We start from the raw sequence: 15,696 nt of genomic DNA, 5'->3' as shown, positions 1-15,696 counted from the left end.
ACAACGATAAACAAACATCAGGAGGGAGAACACCATGAAACGTCGCGACTTCATCAAGCTGGGCGCTGGACTCGGCGCAGCCCTGACGGCCACGACGCCGTTGTCATCCGCATTTGCGCAAACCAAAATGGTGCTGAAAGCATCAGACGTGCATCCGCTCGGCTATCCGACGGTCGAAGCGGTCGTCCGGATGGGCAAGAAGCTGGAAGCCGCCACCAACGGCCGGCTGACGATCCAGATGTTCCCCTCGATGCAACTCGGTGGCGAAAAGGAAATGATCGAGCAGGCCCAGCTTGGCGCACTGCAGATCGCGCGCATTTCGGTGGGCGCCGTCGGCCCGGTGGTGGATGACGTCAACGTCTTCAACATGCCGTTCGTCTTCCGCAACTCGAAACATATGGAGAAGGTCATCGACGGCGAGATCGGCGACGAATTGCTGGCGAAGATCTCCGCGAATGAAAAGACCGGCCTGATCGCGCTGTGCTGGATGAATGCCGGCTCGCGCAATGTCTACAACAACAAGCGGCCGATCAAGTCGATGGCCGACCTCAAGGGCCTCAAAGTCCGCATGATGGGCAATCCGCTGTTCGTCGACACCATGAACGCGCTGGGCGGCAACGGCGTCGCGCTCGGCTTCGACCAGGTATTCAGCTCGATGCAGACCGGCGTCGTTGACGGCGCGGAGAATAATGCACCGTCCTTCGTGGCGCAGAACCATAACCAGGTGGCGAAGTATTTCACGATGACCGAACACCTGATCATTCCGGAGCTGCTGGTGTTTTCGCGCATCTCCTGGCAGAAGCTGTCGCCGGAAGATCAGGCACTGATCAAGAAACTCGCCAAGGAAGCGCAGCAGGAGCAGCGGGTGCTCTGGTATGAGGCGGAGAACGCCGCGATCGCAAAAATGAAGGCGTCCGGCACCGAGATCATCACCGACATCGACAAGAAGCCGTTCCAGGATGCCGTCAAGCCGGTGTGGGACAAGTACGGCGCGAAGTATGCCGCGATGGTCAAGCGCATCGAGGCGGTCCAGTAGGACGCGGCTCGCGAGTAAGGCGTGGCCGGGCTCTGCTCGCTCCGGCCACGCTTGTCGACACTTCCTGCGGGATCCTTCGAGGTCAAAATGTCCCATTCTGCGGCTGGAGTCTTCCGGCGTGTGAACGATGCGGTTTACTGGACCGGCGCCGGCGTCGCGTGCGTGGCGCTCGTGCTGGTCTCGGCGGTGATCCCGTGGGCCGTTTACACCCGATATGTTCTCAACAGCGCCTCGTCGTGGCCCGAGCCGATGGCCGTGCTGCTGACGGTCGGCATCACCTTCATCGGTTCGGCCAACTGCTATCGCCAGCGCATCCACATGAACATGACCGTAGGCACCGACCTGCTGCCTCCGTTACTGCGCCGCGCCGCGCTGTTGCTCAGTGAAATACTGATGGGCGTGATTGCGATCTTCATGGTCATTTGGGGAATGCGGCTGGTTCAGACCACCTGGGAAAACTCGGTGGATGAATTTCCGTGGCTTTCGGTCGGCGTCACCTACCTCCCCATCGTGGTCAGCGGCGCCATGATGCTCCTGTTCGTCATCGAGCGCCTGACGATTGGGCCGCCCCCGCGCGACGGCGCTGACGCCCACGTACCGGTCGAGTAACTGCCATGGATATCGCGGTCCTGCTTCTCAGCATGTGCTTGTTCTTCGCGATCGGAATGCCGATCGCCTATGCGCTGGCGCTTTCGGCGCTCGTCGGCGCGCTCTGGATCGACTTGCCGGTCGGCGCGGTCATGCAGCAATTTGCCAGTGGCGTGGGCAAAGTTTCGATGCTGACCATCCCCTTCTTTGTGCTGGCAGGCGCCATCATGGCCGAAGGCGGCATGGCCAAGAGGCTGGTCGACTTTGCGGCCGTGGTCGTCGGATTCACGCGCATCCGGGGCGGCCTCTCGCAGGTCAATATCCTCGCGACCACGATCATGAGCGGAATCTCCGGATCGTCGGTCGCCGACACCTCCGCGATCGGCTCGGTGATGATCCCGCAGATGGCTGAAAAGGGCTATCCGCGGGTGTTCGCAACCAATGTGACCATCAGCGCTTCGCTGCAAGCGATCATCGTCCCCCCGAGCCACAACTCGGTGATCTATTCCCTGGCGACCGGTGGCGTGGTGTCGATTACCAGCCTGTTCCTGGCGGGCGTGCTTCCCGGACTGCTGCTCGGCTTTTCGCTGATGGTGCTCTGCCTGTTCTATGCCTATCGCGACAAGCATCCGAAGGGGGAACCGGTGCCGATCCGGCAAGCGGTCAGGATGCTCGGCGATGCCGTCTGGGGCATCGTGACGCTGGTCATTGTTCTCGGCGGCATTCTCACCGGCGTCTTCACGCCGATCGAGGCCGGCGCGGTGGCCTGCGTGTGGGCTTTCTTCGTCACCATGTTCATCTATCGCGACTACAAATGGTCCGAGCTGCCGCTGCTGGTCTACAAGACGCTGCAGACCGTGGCGATGGTGCTGACGCTGGTGGCGACCGCATCGTGCTTCGGCTATGTCGCTGCGCTGATGCAGATGCCGGCGAAGATGACCGAATTCTTCGTCGCCATCTCCAGCAACAAATACGTGCTGCTGATGTGGCTGAACATCATGCTGCTGATCCTCGGCACGGCGCTCGACCTCGCGCCCCTGCTGCTGATCTGCACCCCGATCCTGCTTCCGGTCGTGAAGAGTTTTGGCATCGATCCCGTGCATTTCGGCATCGTCATGCTGCTCAATCTCGGTATCGGCCTCTTGACGCCGCCGGTCGGAACCACGCTGTTCGTCGGATGCGCCATCGGCAAGGTTTCAGTCGACGAGGTGATGCGCGGCATCTGGCCATTCTACTACGTGATGTTTACGGTACTGATGATCGTCACCTACGTGCCCTGGCTTTCATTGGCGCTGCCAAGGATGTTCGGATTCTAGTCATGCGCCGCAGGTTGCGGCGGGGAGATTTTGCTTGAAGATCGTCGACCTCAGCCGGGAGCTTTATCACCGCACGCCGAGCTATCCCGGTCATCCGCCGGTCATGCACGGCGTCTGGAAGACCCACGAGGAATCCTTTGTGGAGTCGGGCAATGTGCACGGGCTGGCCTCGATGTTCATCTCCATGGTGGACCACGCCGGTACCCATATCGACGCGCCCAGGCATTTCGGCAAGGACGGCATATCCATCGACCAGTACCCGCTGGAAAAATGCATCGTGCCGGGCATCTGCATCGATCTGCGCCACATCGCGCCGCGCGCCGAGATTACGCCTGCCGATCTCGAAGCCGCGGTGGCGAAGGCCGGGGTGCCGGTGCCGAAAGGCGGCACCGTCCTGCTCTGCACCGGTCATCATGAACGAACATTCCCCCACAAGGAATATTCGACCGACAATTCCGGCGTGAACGTCGCGGCCACCGAGTGGCTGGCGCAGCGGGGCATCGTGCATTTCGGCATCGATTCGATGCGGCCGGGCCCGGAGGGCAAGGTAAATGCCCTTGTTCACAAGGCCTGCCTCGAGCTTGACATCACCCATATCGAGAGCCTGTGCAATCTCGAGGCGCTGCTGGGGAACGGCCAGTTCACCTTCATTGGCCTGCCGATGAAGTGGCGCGGCGGAACGGCCTCGCCGATCCGCGCGGTGGCGGTGTTTGATATGTGACGGAAGCGGTGCCGACCTGCTGCGACATCTTCGCCGGGCCCGCCTGACCGCTCCTGCCCTCTGCGTGGCGTGTATGGACGCGTTGCGAAACCTTGCCTAAAGTCCCCCCAATGAGGCCGACGCCCTGCAAAATGGCGCGGGATAATCAGGCGGAAGCAGCCGCCTACATGAGGGAGGGAATTATGGACCGTTTTCGGCGGGCTAATCGTGCTGTGATCATTGCATCGGCGTTGGCCTTGGCCACGCCGGCGTCTGCCCAGGACACCTTCAAGCTCGGTATTGTGACGTTCCTGTCCGGGCCGGCGGCGGACAGTTTTGGCGTCCCTGCCCGCAACGGCGCGCAATTCGTCATCGATCAACTGAACAAGGGTGCAGCCCCCTCGCCTTACGAGAAGGTCGGGTTCGGCGGCATGAAGGTCGAGCCTGTCATCATCGACGAAAACGGCGGCGCCACCAAGCAGGTGCAGGAATTGCGCAATCTCTATCAGCGCGACAATGTCGACGTCGTGCTGGGCTATATCGGCTCCGGGGATTGCCTTGCAGTCGCGCCGATCGCCGAGGAATTGAAAAAGATGCTGGTGCTGATGGATTGCGGCACGCCGCGCATCTTCGAGGAATCAAAGTACAATTATGTGTTCCGCACCGCGGCCCACGCCACGATGGATAACGTCGGCCTCATCAGGTACATGAAGGCCAAAAATATCAAGATGGCCACGCTTTCGGCAATCAACCAGGACTATGCTTGGGGTCAGGATAGCCGGGCCGACTTCGTGGCGGCAGCCGAACAGCTCTATCCAGGCGTCAAGCTTCAGACCGATCTGCTACCGAAATTCGGCGCGGGCCAATATGGCACCGAAATCTCCGCGCTGGTGGGCGCCGGCTCCGATGTGGTCTATTCGAGCCTGTGGGGCGGCGATCTGCAGGCGTTCGTCCTGCAGTCGGCTCCTCGAGGCTTGCCGAAGCGCAGCCAACTCGTGTTCAGCGCCGCCGATCACGTGCTGCCGCCGCTCGGCGACAAGATGCCTGACGGCACAATCATCGGCGCGCGTGGCGCCTATGGCCTGATGTCGCAGAAGTCGCCGCTGAATGATTGGCTGTTCAAGGGCTACGAAGCCGCCAACGGCGTCTATCCGGTGCAGGCCTCCTATCGCATGACACAGGCGATTCTGGGATTGAAGGCCGCGGTCGAGAAGGCGATGGCCAAGAACGGCGGCAAGAAGCCCTCGACCGACGAGATGGTCGCGGCAATGACCGGCCTGGAGTGGCAATCGCCCGGCGGCCTCATTCAGATGAAGCTCGCCGATGGACATCAGGCGATCCAGCCGATCGCCTTCAGCCGCACCAAATATAATCCGGACCTGAAGCGGGTCGACCTGGTCGATATCCAGTATTTCGCTGCCGAATGCGTCAACCCGCCCCCGGGCGTGAAGGCGATCGACTGGATCAAGGGCGGCATGCAGGGCGCCAAGTGCAATTAGGCTGTGCTGGCATTCAATAAGCACTTACGGCGGCGCGTGCTCCGCGCCGCCGTTTCACGTCCACCGATGACCCGCGTGACCCCTCCGCCATGAATTTCGTTCTGACGATCATTCTCGATGGTCTGATTCAGGCCTCGTGGCTGTTCATCGTCGCCCTCGGCATGACGCTGGTATTCGGCGTATTGAAGATCCTCAACATCGCCCATGGCAGCTTCTATGCCCTCGGCGCCTACATTGCGGCGACCGCGGTAACCATGGTGGCGGCACGCGGCCTTTCCCCGGCTGTTGGTTTCGTCGCCATGCTGCTCTCGGTGGCGCTGATTGCCTCCGCCGTCGGGCTGCTGCTGGAACGCGGCCTTCTGAAAATGTTCTACGGCCGCGATGAGGTGGTGCTGCTGCTGGTGACCTACGCCGTGTTCCTGATCCTCGAGGACGTCACCAAGCTGATCTGGGGCGTCAACCCGATCTACGCCACCCAGCCATATGAACTGTTTGGCAATCTCGAATTCGCCGGATTGTATTACGTCGGCTACGATTTGGTGCTGATCCCGATTTCGGCCGTTATCGGTTTTGCGATCTGGTTCGGTCTCAATCGCACGGTGATCGGCAAGATCGTTCTGGCCGTGATCCACAACGAGGAAATGAGCGTAAGCATGGGCGTGCGCGTCAATCGCGTCTATGCGGTCGCCTTTGCGTTCGGCGTTCTGCTTGCGGCCCTCGCCGGCGCCCTCACCGCTCCGAAGATATCGATGCAGCCCGGTCTCAGTTCCGACGTCATCATCCTCAGCTTCGCAATCGTCGTGATTGGCGGGCTGGGCAGCATCGAGGGCGCGGCAATCGGCGCTGTCCTGGTTGGGCTGGCGCGCGCAGCTTCGGTGCATCTGATGCCGCAGGCGGAATTGTTCATGATCTATTTGATCATGGCCGCGGTGCTCATGGTTCGGCCCGAGGGCCTGTTCAAACGCGAGACGGCAAGGCGGATTTGATGAGGAAGGGCCTGCATCCCCTGGCCATGGTCGGCCTTGTCGTTGCGGTGACGCTGGCCGGCCGCGCGCTGCCGACCTGGACCTTGTCGCTCGCGACCGTTGCTGCCTCCAACGCGCTGATCGCCCTTGGCATCGTCGTGCTGGCGCGCACCGGCAATGTGTCGTTCGGCCAGGGCCTGTTCTTTGCCGCCGGCGGCTACGGGGTGGCGCTGATCGCCAATAGCTGGGGTCTCACCGACGCGGTGGCGCAGGTGATCATCGGCGCGGCTTGCGGCGGCCTGCTCGGCCTGGTCATCGGGCCGTTGATCGCGCGCTACAGCGGGATTTTCTTCGGCATGCTGACATTGGCACTATCGATGGTGTTTTACGGCGCACTGGTGAAAACGACCGCACTTGGCGGCTCCGACGGGTTCAACGTTGGACGGCCAAGCCTGTTCGGCATGAGCTTCGCCGATCCGCGCGAGGCCGACTTCATGCTGTACGCCGTCTCGGTCATCGTGACCGGATTTGCCGGCATCGCGGCGACCATCCTGTTCCGATCCGAATTTGGTCTCGCCAGTCTTGCGGTGCGTGAAAACAATCTGCGGGTCGAATATCTCGGCCTCTCGGCCAACCGGATCATATCGATCAACTTCCTGATCGCCGCGGTCTTCGCCGGCGCCAGCGGCGCCTTTGCCCTGATGGCGCAGCGGCATATCGATCCGCAATTCGCATACTGGACCACGTCGGGCGAATTCGTCTTTGTGGCGGTGCTTGCCGGCAACAAGAGCGTGGCTGCCGTCTTCGTCGCCTCGATGGCGCTGGAGCTGGTCCGTTCGTTCTCAAACCTCTATTTGCCCAATACCTGGCAGCTCGTGCTTGGCGTCTTCCTCCTCGGCGTCATTCTATTTCTGCCGCGCGGCATCGGCTCGCTCTGGATCAGAGATCGGCGCAAACGGAGCGTTCCGGCCCCGGCTCCCCTCGCCGCCGAGCGTGGAGCCGCGCCATGAATCCGGTTCTGTCGGTACGCGGGCTTGAGAAGCGCTTTGGCGCGGTGATTGCAGCCGATGCGCTCACCCTCGATATACCTGCCGGCCAGAAAATCAGCCTGATCGGCGCCAACGGCGCCGGCAAGACCACCTTCGTCAACATGGTCACCGGCTATCTCAAACCCGACAGTGGAACGATCCTGCTCGACGGGATGGACATCGGCAGCCGCACGCCGCGAAGCGTCGCCCGGCTTGGCATCTCCCGCTCCTTCCAGATTCCACAATTGTTCGTCGAGCTCACGGCCGCCGAAAATCTCACCGTGGCAATTTCCGGCATCGGCACGCGGATGTCACTCCGAGCGCCCGCCGAGGCCCAAGGCCGCCGTGACAAGGCGGTCGAATTGCTGCAACGCTTTGGCCTCGCCGACCTGGCCGATCGCCCGATCTCGGAGCTTGCGGGCGGCGTGCGCAAACTGATCGACATCGCCATGGCATTGGTGCGCCGTCCAAAACTGCTGCTGCTGGATGAACCGACCTCCGGCGTATCGGCGGAAGAAAAATTCAAGACCATGGACCGCGTCATCCACGCCGTTGCGCCCGACGCAGCGACCATCGTATTTGTCGAGCACGACATGGAAATCGTCAGCCGCTACGCCGATCGCGTGGTGGCGTTCTATCAAGGCCGGGTGCTGGCCGACGGCGTCCCCGCCGACGTGCTGAACAATCAGGAAGTCCGCCGCTATGTTACCGGAGGCGTGCGATGAACGCGGCGGCGCCACTGCTCGCAATCGACGATCTTGTCGTCGAGATTCAGTCGATGCCGGCGTTGCGCGGCTTTTCCATGCACGTCGCAAAGGGCGCCATGGTAAGTCTGGTGGGCCGCAACGGGGCCGGCAAGACGACACTGATGCGTTCAATCATGGGGCACCTCACGCCGGTCAGAGGCGCGATGCGGTTCGAAGGCGGCGACCTCTCGTCCCGTCCTCGCCATGCGCGCGCGGCGCTCGGGATCGGTTACATGCCGGAAGATCGCTGCCTGGTGCCTCAGTTGACGGTCGAGGAAAACATCATGTTGCCGTTGTGGGTCGCGGAGCACCTCGACCGCAAGACCCGGCTGGACTTCGTCTATGAAGTGATCGGCGAACTCACCGAGATGCGGCAGCGCAAGGCGCTACTGCTGAGCGGCGGACAGCAAAAGCTGGTAGCGCTCGGCCGCGCGCTTGCCATTGGCACCAAGTGCCTGCTGCTTGACGAACCGTTCGAAGGCATCGCGCCGGCGCTTTCGGAACGGCTGTCGGAGGTGCTTGCATCACTCAAGGGGAAAGATCTGACCTTGCTGATGTCGCAATCGGATCTGAACCACTCGCGTGGCCTGGTTGACATGGAATTCACGATCGAACGCGGCGCCAACCCCGTAGCTTAATCAGCTCCGGGCTGGCCCGCTTCGCGACCTGCATATCCGCTCAGTCGCCTTCGCCACCGGCTCCCGCTTCGGCGAGATCACGAAGCACCTCGGCATTCAGCACGACGATGGCACCGTGCTCGAGACGCACCCAGTCGCGGGTCGCCCACGCACGCAACTGCTTGTTGATGCTTTCGCGGGTCATGCCGACCATCTCGCTGATCTCCTGCTGGGTGATCGCGATGGTTCGACCGGGCTGCGCAGGCTTATGCTTTTCGGACAGGCGAAGCAGCGCACTCGCGAGCCGTCCGGGCAGATTCTGCAGGATGATCTGCTCGACCTGGTCGCTGGTCCACCGCAGCCGCTCACAAAGCAATTCGATGAACTTCATCGCCAGCGCCGGCTGCTCCTTCACGAATGGGATGAATTCGCGCCTGTCAATGACGAACAGCTCACAGTTGGAGTTTGCGATGGCGTCGGCCGAGCGAGCGCCGCCGTCGAGCAACGCGATTTCGCCGAAGATCTCCCCGGGCTCGATGATGTTCAGGATCGCGCTGCGGCCATCGGGCGATGAAATGCTCATCTTCACCGTGCCCGAAATCACCGCGTACAGGCTGTTGCCGGGGTCTCCCTTGGAGAACAGCGTGGCGCCTCGCTTCAATGTTGAGTGCTTGGCGTAGCGGCAGAGCTGATCGAAGGCCTCGGGCTCGAGGTCGGCAAAAAACGGGTGCTTGCGCAGCACCGACAGCTTGCCGTTCGGAAATCCGTGAGCTTCACCGGTCCTATGCTGAGGCACGACAGTCAAACTCCAGGGAATACGGAATTGAAGCTCTTCCGTAATCAAGGCAGGCCGCCTTTTCAACCCGAAAGCGCCCCGGCGCGGCGATTTGGCGGCGGAAAACAAGACCAATGCCCCCATAACGGCAGAACCAAGGCCGGTTCGTCCTACGTCCAGGCCAGAGGCCGGTTCTCAGCAGAAAGCCAGCAAGATCCAACGATCTTGCTGGCCAATCCAATCAAATCCGCAAGGAGGTTACTTGAGCGACGAATTCGGACAAAGCATGTGAAGCCCAATGTGCATCTGGCCGTTGTGGGCAAAGAGGCGAACCTTCAGGTCATGTGTACCGTCGACATTCTCGCCTACCTTCAGGACCAGCGGCATCGGTTTGGCAGACCTCAGATTGGTCGCGATAACTTCAGTAATCTTGTCGCGAATGGCCTTGGGAATCGCGCCCGAGTGCTTTTCCCACCGGTCGTGTCCTGCGGTCGAGCCTGATTCGTCGCTCCAGTTTTCTTTTTTCGGCACAAGGAATTTAGTGAACTTCCCGAATGCGTAGGGACCGTTCTCCTTCTCGTACTCTTTGAATTTCTTCGCGGTTTTGCTGATATTCTTTGGACTATACAATTCGTTGATGTGTTCTTCGAATTTTCCGCTGTAGGTCAATCCGGCCATTTCCTGCTCCCAAAAAAATGCGGTGACGACCTCCGTGGCCGCCGTAACGGTGCCATGTTATGTCAAATGTCGGGGAAATTGGAGCGTTCTGGCCTGGCACGCTCTAGCTGTACAGTCATTTTTGAGGGACGAAATGGCTGGGCCTTCATCTCTCCGGGCAGGAAGCCGCCAAGAGCCGGGCCAGCATCTCCTTGGCCGCTCCGAGCAAGGGAAGCGCCTCGATATTGGCTGTGAAGGCGATGGTGCGCTCCAGACAGGCCATGGCCTCCTCGCGCATGTGCCCGCCCTGTGACGCGAGAATATTGGCCTCCGCACCCGCCGCAAGTGCCTCGACCCCCGCATATCCTTTCTGCCGCGCGCTGGCCTGGCATGCACGCAGAACGGCCAACCCGTGCTGGACATCGCCGAGCTGAGCATAGGCGGCCCCGAGATAAGCCGACACCGCGACCTTGCTGGTTTCGTGGCCGAGGTTATCGGCTTCATGCTTGGCCTGCAGCAATATCTCCGTTGCGAGCCTTGGACGCTCTTGCTGCGAGTAGATATTGCCAAGCGCGGTCATGATAAGGGGCCCGAACAAGCGCGCTTCGCTTTCGCGCGAACAGCGTAACGCCTGATCGAGGGCGCTTTCCGCTTCTTCAAGATCGCCGCGCAGCAACAGCACGATGCCGCGCCCGTAGTCGGCCGCGATCACGTCGTAAGGGCGACCATTCGTCTCGGCCAGAATTGCCGCCCTTTCGGAGCACCGTTCGGCCTCATCGAATTCGCCCAACCATGCGTGAACGACGGCATCCATCATGTAACAAAGCACAAGCAGGCTGGATCCCGTCGTTCCGGGGGGGACGTTTTCCGGCGCCTTGATGAGCAACGCAGTCGCCTTCGCGAGATGTCGCTCGGCATCCCGATACCGCCCGGCCAGGAAATAGGATTGGCCAAGACCGTATTCAACAAAAGCGAGCCAGCGGCCGCTATTCATCTGATTGGCCAGAGCGACGGCTTCCTCAGCCACTGTGATCGCCTCATACGGCGTGCCGTAGAAATTCAGCGCCGCAGCCCTGATCGCGATGGAGGCGAGCCGGCGTCCTTCATCACCAATCTTTCTCGACCGCTCCTCCCCATCGCGCCCAAGATCGAACCACTCCTGGATGTTTCCAAACGACGCGAATGCGAGCCGCGCCTCGATGCGAAGGTCAATCGCCCGCTGCTCGCGCACGATCGATTCCTGCTGCTTGTCCACGGCGCCCATCGCGATCTTGAAATATTCTGTGGCATCCCGGAAGGCCGATCTGGCGAACGCCTTCCTCGCGGCCAGATGGCCGTATCGGTCGGCCTTGCTCCAGTCCTGCGCCTTAACCGCATGATGGCAGAGCGCCTCCGCAACGTCTTCCTCCCTGCCGGCCGACGTTTTTTCCAGGGCCGTCAAGATCCGGCGATGCAGCACTTCCCGCTGCGAGCGGAGGATAGACTCGTAGGCGACCTCGCGGATGAGATCGTGGGCGAACACATACTCGACCGACGGGACGGACCGCGCCTCCTCCAGGAAATCCAGGATTTCCAGCGACCAGAGCCGGCTTTGCAGTTGCGCCACCGGCATCTCGGTCACGGCGGCAAGCAGAGTTGACGATATGCGCGGCCCGACAACCGATGCGAGCTGCAGGAGCGCCTTGTCTTCCTTCGACAGGCGATCGATGCGCGAGGCGATCACGCCCTGGACGGTTGGAGGGATTTCGAGCGCATCCCAGGATAATTCGGCGCCACCGGTCGCGCGGCGGTTAATGAGTTGGCGGGCGACTTCCTCGATGAAGAGCGGGATCTGCCCGGTGTGCCGCAAGATGCGGGCCTTGAGCGCATCAAGGTCGGCGGCTTTGCCGAGCAAATTATCGAGCAGGACATTTGCCGACACCACGTCGAGCGAGCGTAGCCAGATCCGCAGGACATCCAGACCGTCGAGCCAGAGCGGCGCATATTCAGTCCGCCAGGTCAGCAACACCAGCAGCGGCCGGTTTGCCACAAGCGGCATCAAAGCCTCCAGGACGGACTCGCTTGGACCGTCAATCCAGTGCAGATCTTCCAATAGCAATACCGTCGGGCGCGACGCGGCTACGCGATCGAGTACGTTGTTGACGGCATCGATGATCACACGCCGCCTGAGCAAAGGTTCCAGACCATGCCAGCGCGGATCCCCGACTGGTTGGTCCAGCACGGAGCTGAGGGCCGCCGGCCAAAGCTCGGCATGAGCTGAAGCAGAATTTTGGCCCGGGCTTGCGCAATCGGCGAGATCGAGATTTCCTGCCTGCAGCGCGCTTTGAAGAAGCTTCTTCAGCAACGCATATGACACGGCTTGCTCGAGCGGGTTGCACTCCGCTTCGACGATCTGCCAATCGCGTCGCCGCAAGGTGGCCACGAATTCATGGACCACCCGGGATTTCCCTATTCCCGCCGTTCCCACCACCGTGGCGATTTTCCCGGAAGAACCGATTGCCTTCGCCGCGCGCTCCAGCTGCGCGACCTGTTCATTCCGGCCCACGAAGGATGAAAGACCGTTCGTCGAACGGGCTCCCCAGCGGCTCAAACCGCTGATTTCGACGACCTCGTAACAGGGCAACGGCGCGGGAAACCCTTCCATCCGCTTGGGAGGCAGGGCCTTGAAGGTCACGACGCCGGTCGCCAGGGTCTGGCAGGATTCAGATGCGAGAATTTGTCCAGCGTTCGCCGCGCTTTCGAACCGCTTCACCAGATGGACTGCCGGCCCGCCTGCCTCATAGATGGACGAGAAGTCGGCTTCGATGACGTGCGCAACGACATAGCCGGAATGAAGGCCAACCCGCACGTGAAGCTCGGGATCTTCCAGCATCTTGATCCGCCGGACGAGTTCGATGGCTGCGTGGCAGCCCATGACGGCATGATTGTCGTCGGCGTGCGGGGCGCCGAACAGGGCGATCAGGCCGTCGCCGCCCTCCTTGCTGACGATCCCGCGGTTGCGACGAACCGCCATGCGCATCGCGATCAAGGCCGGCTCGAGCCTGGATATCGCTTCTTCGGGATCGAGCTCCGAGATCAGATCGGTCGAACGCTGCAGGTCCGAGCAGAGCACGGTGAGGAATTTCCGCTCACCGGCGATACGACCTCGAGCTTCGGACAGGGGCGCCGTCGACTGGTTCGGGACAGCCGCGCCGCATGCGGAGCAAAACAGGTCGCCAGCTCTCAGCGTCGACGAACAGACCCGGCAGGACACCCTCAACTTCCTCCATCCACCTTGGTCAAACTAGCGAAAGATCCTGATGGAACAATCACTTATGCCGTTGGTCCAGATCGATCGAAGTTCTAACGGGCAAGCCATGATGCGCTGGATCTCGGGGCTCGGAAGGGCGGGAAGGCGGTTGATTCAACCACAATCGGGGTTTTCGTAGCAGATTACACGCCATGCAACTAGGGGATGCTCGAAAGCCGAGCTATGCCCAGCGCCGCGGCCCCATTGCCCGCCTGCCATTGATCGCGTGACGGCTCGCTGGCTGCCGGCAGCAATGACGCCGCCGGCCGCTTCTATTCCCTGGCGATTCCCGTTTCCCTGATCACGCGCTCATACTTCGCGAGTTGATCGCGCGTCATCGCGCGCAGCTCCTCCGCCGAGCTGCCGCGCACTGCGAAACCCAGCTCTTCAAGCTTGCGGCGAACCTCGGGATCGCCGACCGCCTTCAGTGCCTCTGCGTTCAGGCGCGCGAGAATTTCCTTCGGCGTACCGGCTGGAGCAAGGATCGCGAACCATGAATTGAAGAAGAAGCCTGGCAGACCGGATTCCGAGACAGTCGGCACGTCGGGGAATTGCGCCAGCCGCTTTTCGGTGGTCACGCCGATCAGCCTGAGCTGACCACCGCGCACGAGCGATGCGACCGTGCCGAGCCCCTGGAAGGCAACGGGAATTTGGCCGGCTGCGACGTCGGTTGCAGCCTGGGTTGCACCTTTGTAAGGCACATGCGTGAGCGATATGCCGGCGGCTGAAGCGAACATCGCCATCGCCAGATGCTGCGGGCTTCCCGGCCCTCCCGAGCCATAGTCGATCTTCCCGGGCGCCGCCTTTGCGGCCGCGATCAGATCTGCGGCGCTCTTGAAGCTGGCCTGATTGCTGGCAACGAGCCCCCACTCGACCGTTGCGACCAGTGACACCGGCTCGAAATCCTTGAGAATGTCCCAGCGCATTTTTGACTGCAGGTTCGGCACCATTGTCATGACGCTGTCGTTGAACCCGCCAATCGTGTAGCCGTCCGGTTCGGCACGTGCGACGGCCTCGGCTCCGATCAGCCCCGATGCACCGGGCTGGTTCAGGATCACGAATTGCTGGCCCATGTTGTCGGCCATTTTCTGCGTCACAATTCGCGCTGCAACATCGACCGCGCTTGCCGCAGCCAACGGCACGATCATCTTGATGGGCCGGTCCGGATAGGTCCCCTGGGCGATCGCAGGATGGCTTGAGAACAGCGCGAGCGCCGGAATTAGCGAGTAAAGCAGGCGCATTTGACGTTCTCCCAGTAGGTCTCGTTCTTCCAAGAATATTTGCCCTTCCAGGCTCAAATTGGCAATGTGTCGCAGCAAAAACGAGCCGACGCGTCAATGGCCGGCCTGGGGAAACGTGATCCAGAAATATTGAGGGAGGCAATCAATGACCACCCGACGAACCTTCCTGAAAGGCGCGGCCGCAAGCGGAATCGCCTTCTGCAGTTGCGGCCTGCTGGAGGCAGCCCACGCCCAACCGAAGGCCCCTCGCCTGCCGGTTAAAGTCAGTGGCAAGCGCGTCCTGACCGTGGATGTTCACGCGCACTGCTATTTCCGCGAAGCCCTCAACCTGATGGGCGACGGGGCCGACAAGGTTCTGCCCCCTGTGAAGGGCGTGCCCGAGCACTTTATCGCCATCGAGCAGCGCCTGAAGGAAATGGATGCGATGGCAATCGATATGGAGGTGCTGTCGATCAATCCGTTCTGGTACGGCAAGGATCGCGATATCGCAGCCCAGATCGTCAAAGTTCAGAACGAGAAGCTGGCGGAGCTCTGTGCAGCGCGACCGGAACGGTTTGGCGCGTTCGCTTCCCTGACACTCCAGTATCCCGATCTCGCGGTGCAACAGCTCGAGACGGCGGTCAAGAAGCAGGGCCTTCGCGGCGCTGCGATTGGCGGCAGCGTGCTGGGCGAGGATTTTTCCGATCCGAAATTCCATCCGGTCTGGGCCAAGGCGGAAGAACTCGGCGCGGTGCTGTTCATCCATCCGCAGAGCACGCCGGAACTCGCCAAACGTTTCAAGGGCAACGGCTGGCTGTCGAACACCATCGGCAATCCGCTCGACACCACGATCGCCCTGCAGCACCTGATCTTCGAGGGGACGCTCGATCGCTTCCCCGGGCTCAAGATCATTGCCGCGCATGGCGGCGGCTATCTCGGCTCTTACGCCGCGCGCGGCGACCATGCATGCTTCGTATCGCCTCAGAACTGCAATCCGAACATCACGCTGAAGAAGAAGCCATCCGAATATCTCAACCAGCTCTATTTCGACGCCATGGTGTTCACGCCGGAAGGCCTGCGCCATCTGGTGGCGCAGGTCGGCGCCAGCCAGGTGATGCTGGGCACCGATCACCCGATCCCCTGGGAAACGCGCCCTGTCGACCACGTCTTCGCGACCACGACGCTGTCGGACAAGCAAAAGATCGCGATTCTGGGTGGCAATGCGGCGAGATTGTTCGGGCTAAAAGTGGCTTGAGCCGA

The 15,696-nt window shown here is 61.4% G+C and carries 14 protein-coding genes; 10 read left to right on the top strand and 4 right to left on the bottom strand.

Annotated features, from left to right (window positions below; translation table 11 throughout):
- Nucleotides 1-34: 34 nt before the first annotated feature.
- From V7E26_RS04490 to V7E26_RS04450, 9 genes are all read left to right on the top strand, one after another.
- Nucleotides 35-1,036 (top strand): TRAP transporter substrate-binding protein, encoded by a 1,002-nt coding sequence (locus V7E26_RS04490; RefSeq protein ID WP_324413890.1) that lies wholly within the window; start codon nucleotides 35-37, stop codon nucleotides 1,034-1,036.
- A gap of 120 nt (nucleotides 1,037-1,156) precedes the next feature.
- Entirely contained in the window at nucleotides 1,157-1,645 is a 489-nt protein-coding gene (locus V7E26_RS04485; protein WP_324413888.1) for a TRAP transporter small permease, read from the top strand.
- Between the two features lie 5 nt (nucleotides 1,646-1,650).
- A complete protein-coding gene (locus V7E26_RS04480) occupies nucleotides 1,651-2,940 on the top strand; it encodes a TRAP transporter large permease (RefSeq protein WP_324413886.1) in 1,290 nt (429 codons plus the stop codon).
- Nucleotides 2,941-2,974: 34 nt separating this feature from the next.
- On the top strand, nucleotides 2,975-3,661 hold the full coding sequence (locus V7E26_RS04475) for a cyclase family protein (protein WP_324413884.1): 687 nt from the start codon (nucleotides 2,975-2,977) through the stop codon (nucleotides 3,659-3,661).
- 236 nt (nucleotides 3,662-3,897) lie between these two features.
- Nucleotides 3,898-5,139, top strand: coding sequence for an ABC transporter substrate-binding protein (locus V7E26_RS04470; RefSeq protein WP_442893353.1), 1,242 nt, complete (start codon nucleotides 3,898-3,900; stop codon nucleotides 5,137-5,139).
- Between the two features lie 89 nt (nucleotides 5,140-5,228).
- A complete protein-coding gene (locus V7E26_RS04465; RefSeq protein ID WP_324413880.1) occupies nucleotides 5,229-6,125 on the top strand; it encodes a branched-chain amino acid ABC transporter permease in 897 nt (298 codons plus the stop codon).
- Nucleotides 6,125-7,114 carry a branched-chain amino acid ABC transporter permease gene (locus V7E26_RS04460; RefSeq protein WP_324413878.1) on the top strand — a complete coding sequence of 330 codons (990 nt, stop codon included), beginning with the start codon at nucleotides 6,125-6,127 and terminating at the stop codon, nucleotides 7,112-7,114. Before V7E26_RS04465 ends, V7E26_RS04460 begins: the two co-directional genes overlap by 1 nt.
- The gene (locus V7E26_RS04455) at nucleotides 7,111-7,857 is read left to right on the top strand and encodes an ABC transporter ATP-binding protein (RefSeq protein ID WP_324413876.1); all 747 of its coding nucleotides are present in this window, start codon (nucleotides 7,111-7,113) and stop codon (nucleotides 7,855-7,857) included. The genes V7E26_RS04460 and V7E26_RS04455 overlap by 4 nt, the downstream gene beginning before the upstream one ends.
- Nucleotides 7,854-8,516 (top strand): ATP-binding cassette domain-containing protein, encoded by a 663-nt coding sequence (locus V7E26_RS04450; protein WP_324413874.1) that lies wholly within the window; start codon nucleotides 7,854-7,856, stop codon nucleotides 8,514-8,516. Before V7E26_RS04455 ends, V7E26_RS04450 begins: the two co-directional genes overlap by 4 nt.
- 40 nt (nucleotides 8,517-8,556) lie before the next feature.
- Here the strand turns inward: V7E26_RS04450 and V7E26_RS04445 are convergent, their stop codons facing one another.
- The 4 genes from V7E26_RS04445 to V7E26_RS04430 form a co-directional block, all read right to left on the bottom strand.
- Nucleotides 8,557-9,291, bottom strand: coding sequence for a Crp/Fnr family transcriptional regulator (locus V7E26_RS04445; RefSeq protein ID WP_324413930.1), 735 nt, complete (start codon nucleotides 9,289-9,291; stop codon nucleotides 8,557-8,559).
- 237 nt (nucleotides 9,292-9,528) lie between these two features.
- Nucleotides 9,529-9,948, bottom strand: a complete 420-nt coding sequence (locus V7E26_RS04440; RefSeq protein WP_324413873.1) for a hypothetical protein — start codon at nucleotides 9,946-9,948, stop codon at nucleotides 9,529-9,531.
- Nucleotides 9,949-10,093: 145 nt separating this feature from the next.
- Nucleotides 10,094-13,039, bottom strand: a complete 2,946-nt coding sequence (locus tag V7E26_RS04435) for an ATP-binding protein (RefSeq protein WP_324413871.1) — start codon at nucleotides 13,037-13,039, stop codon at nucleotides 10,094-10,096.
- A 449-nt stretch (nucleotides 13,040-13,488) separates the two neighbouring features.
- Nucleotides 13,489-14,514, bottom strand: coding sequence for a Bug family tripartite tricarboxylate transporter substrate binding protein (locus V7E26_RS04430; RefSeq protein WP_324413870.1), 1,026 nt, complete (start codon nucleotides 14,512-14,514; stop codon nucleotides 13,489-13,491).
- 88 nt (nucleotides 14,515-14,602) lie between these two features.
- On the opposite strand from V7E26_RS04430, the gene V7E26_RS04425 reads away from it, so the two are divergent.
- A complete protein-coding gene (locus tag V7E26_RS04425) occupies nucleotides 14,603-15,691 on the top strand; it encodes an amidohydrolase family protein (RefSeq protein WP_324413868.1) in 1,089 nt (362 codons plus the stop codon).
- Nucleotides 15,692-15,696 lie beyond the last annotated feature (5 nt).

Origin of the sequence: Bradyrhizobium sp. (assembly GCF_036735945.1) — a bacterium.
Taxonomy (GTDB): Bacteria; Pseudomonadota; Alphaproteobacteria; order Rhizobiales; family Xanthobacteraceae; genus Bradyrhizobium.
Note: the sequence above shows the minus strand (reverse complement) of the source record. Positions and strands in the feature narration are given on the sequence as shown.

Excerpts from the sequence above, each read along its gene's own strand:
- V7E26_RS04465 (WP_324413880.1), top strand. The coding sequence starts at position 5,229 with ATGAATTTCGTTCTGACGATCATTCTCGATGGTCTGATTCAGGCCTCG.
- V7E26_RS04450 (WP_324413874.1), top strand. The coding sequence starts at position 7,854 with ATGAACGCGGCGGCGCCACTGCTCGCAATCGACGATCTTGTCGTCGAG.
- V7E26_RS04455 (WP_324413876.1), top strand. The coding sequence starts at position 7,111 with ATGAATCCGGTTCTGTCGGTACGCGGGCTTGAGAAGCGCTTTGGCGCG.
- V7E26_RS04460 (WP_324413878.1), top strand. The coding sequence starts at position 6,125 with ATGAGGAAGGGCCTGCATCCCCTGGCCATGGTCGGCCTTGTCGTTGCG.
- V7E26_RS04425 (WP_324413868.1), top strand. The coding sequence starts at position 14,603 with ATGACCACCCGACGAACCTTCCTGAAAGGCGCGGCCGCAAGCGGAATC.
- V7E26_RS04480 (WP_324413886.1), top strand. The coding sequence starts at position 1,651 with ATGGATATCGCGGTCCTGCTTCTCAGCATGTGCTTGTTCTTCGCGATC.
- V7E26_RS04440 (WP_324413873.1), bottom strand. The coding sequence starts at position 9,948 with ATGGCCGGATTGACCTACAGCGGAAAATTCGAAGAACACATCAACGAA.
- V7E26_RS04490 (WP_324413890.1), top strand. The coding sequence starts at position 35 with ATGAAACGTCGCGACTTCATCAAGCTGGGCGCTGGACTCGGCGCAGCC.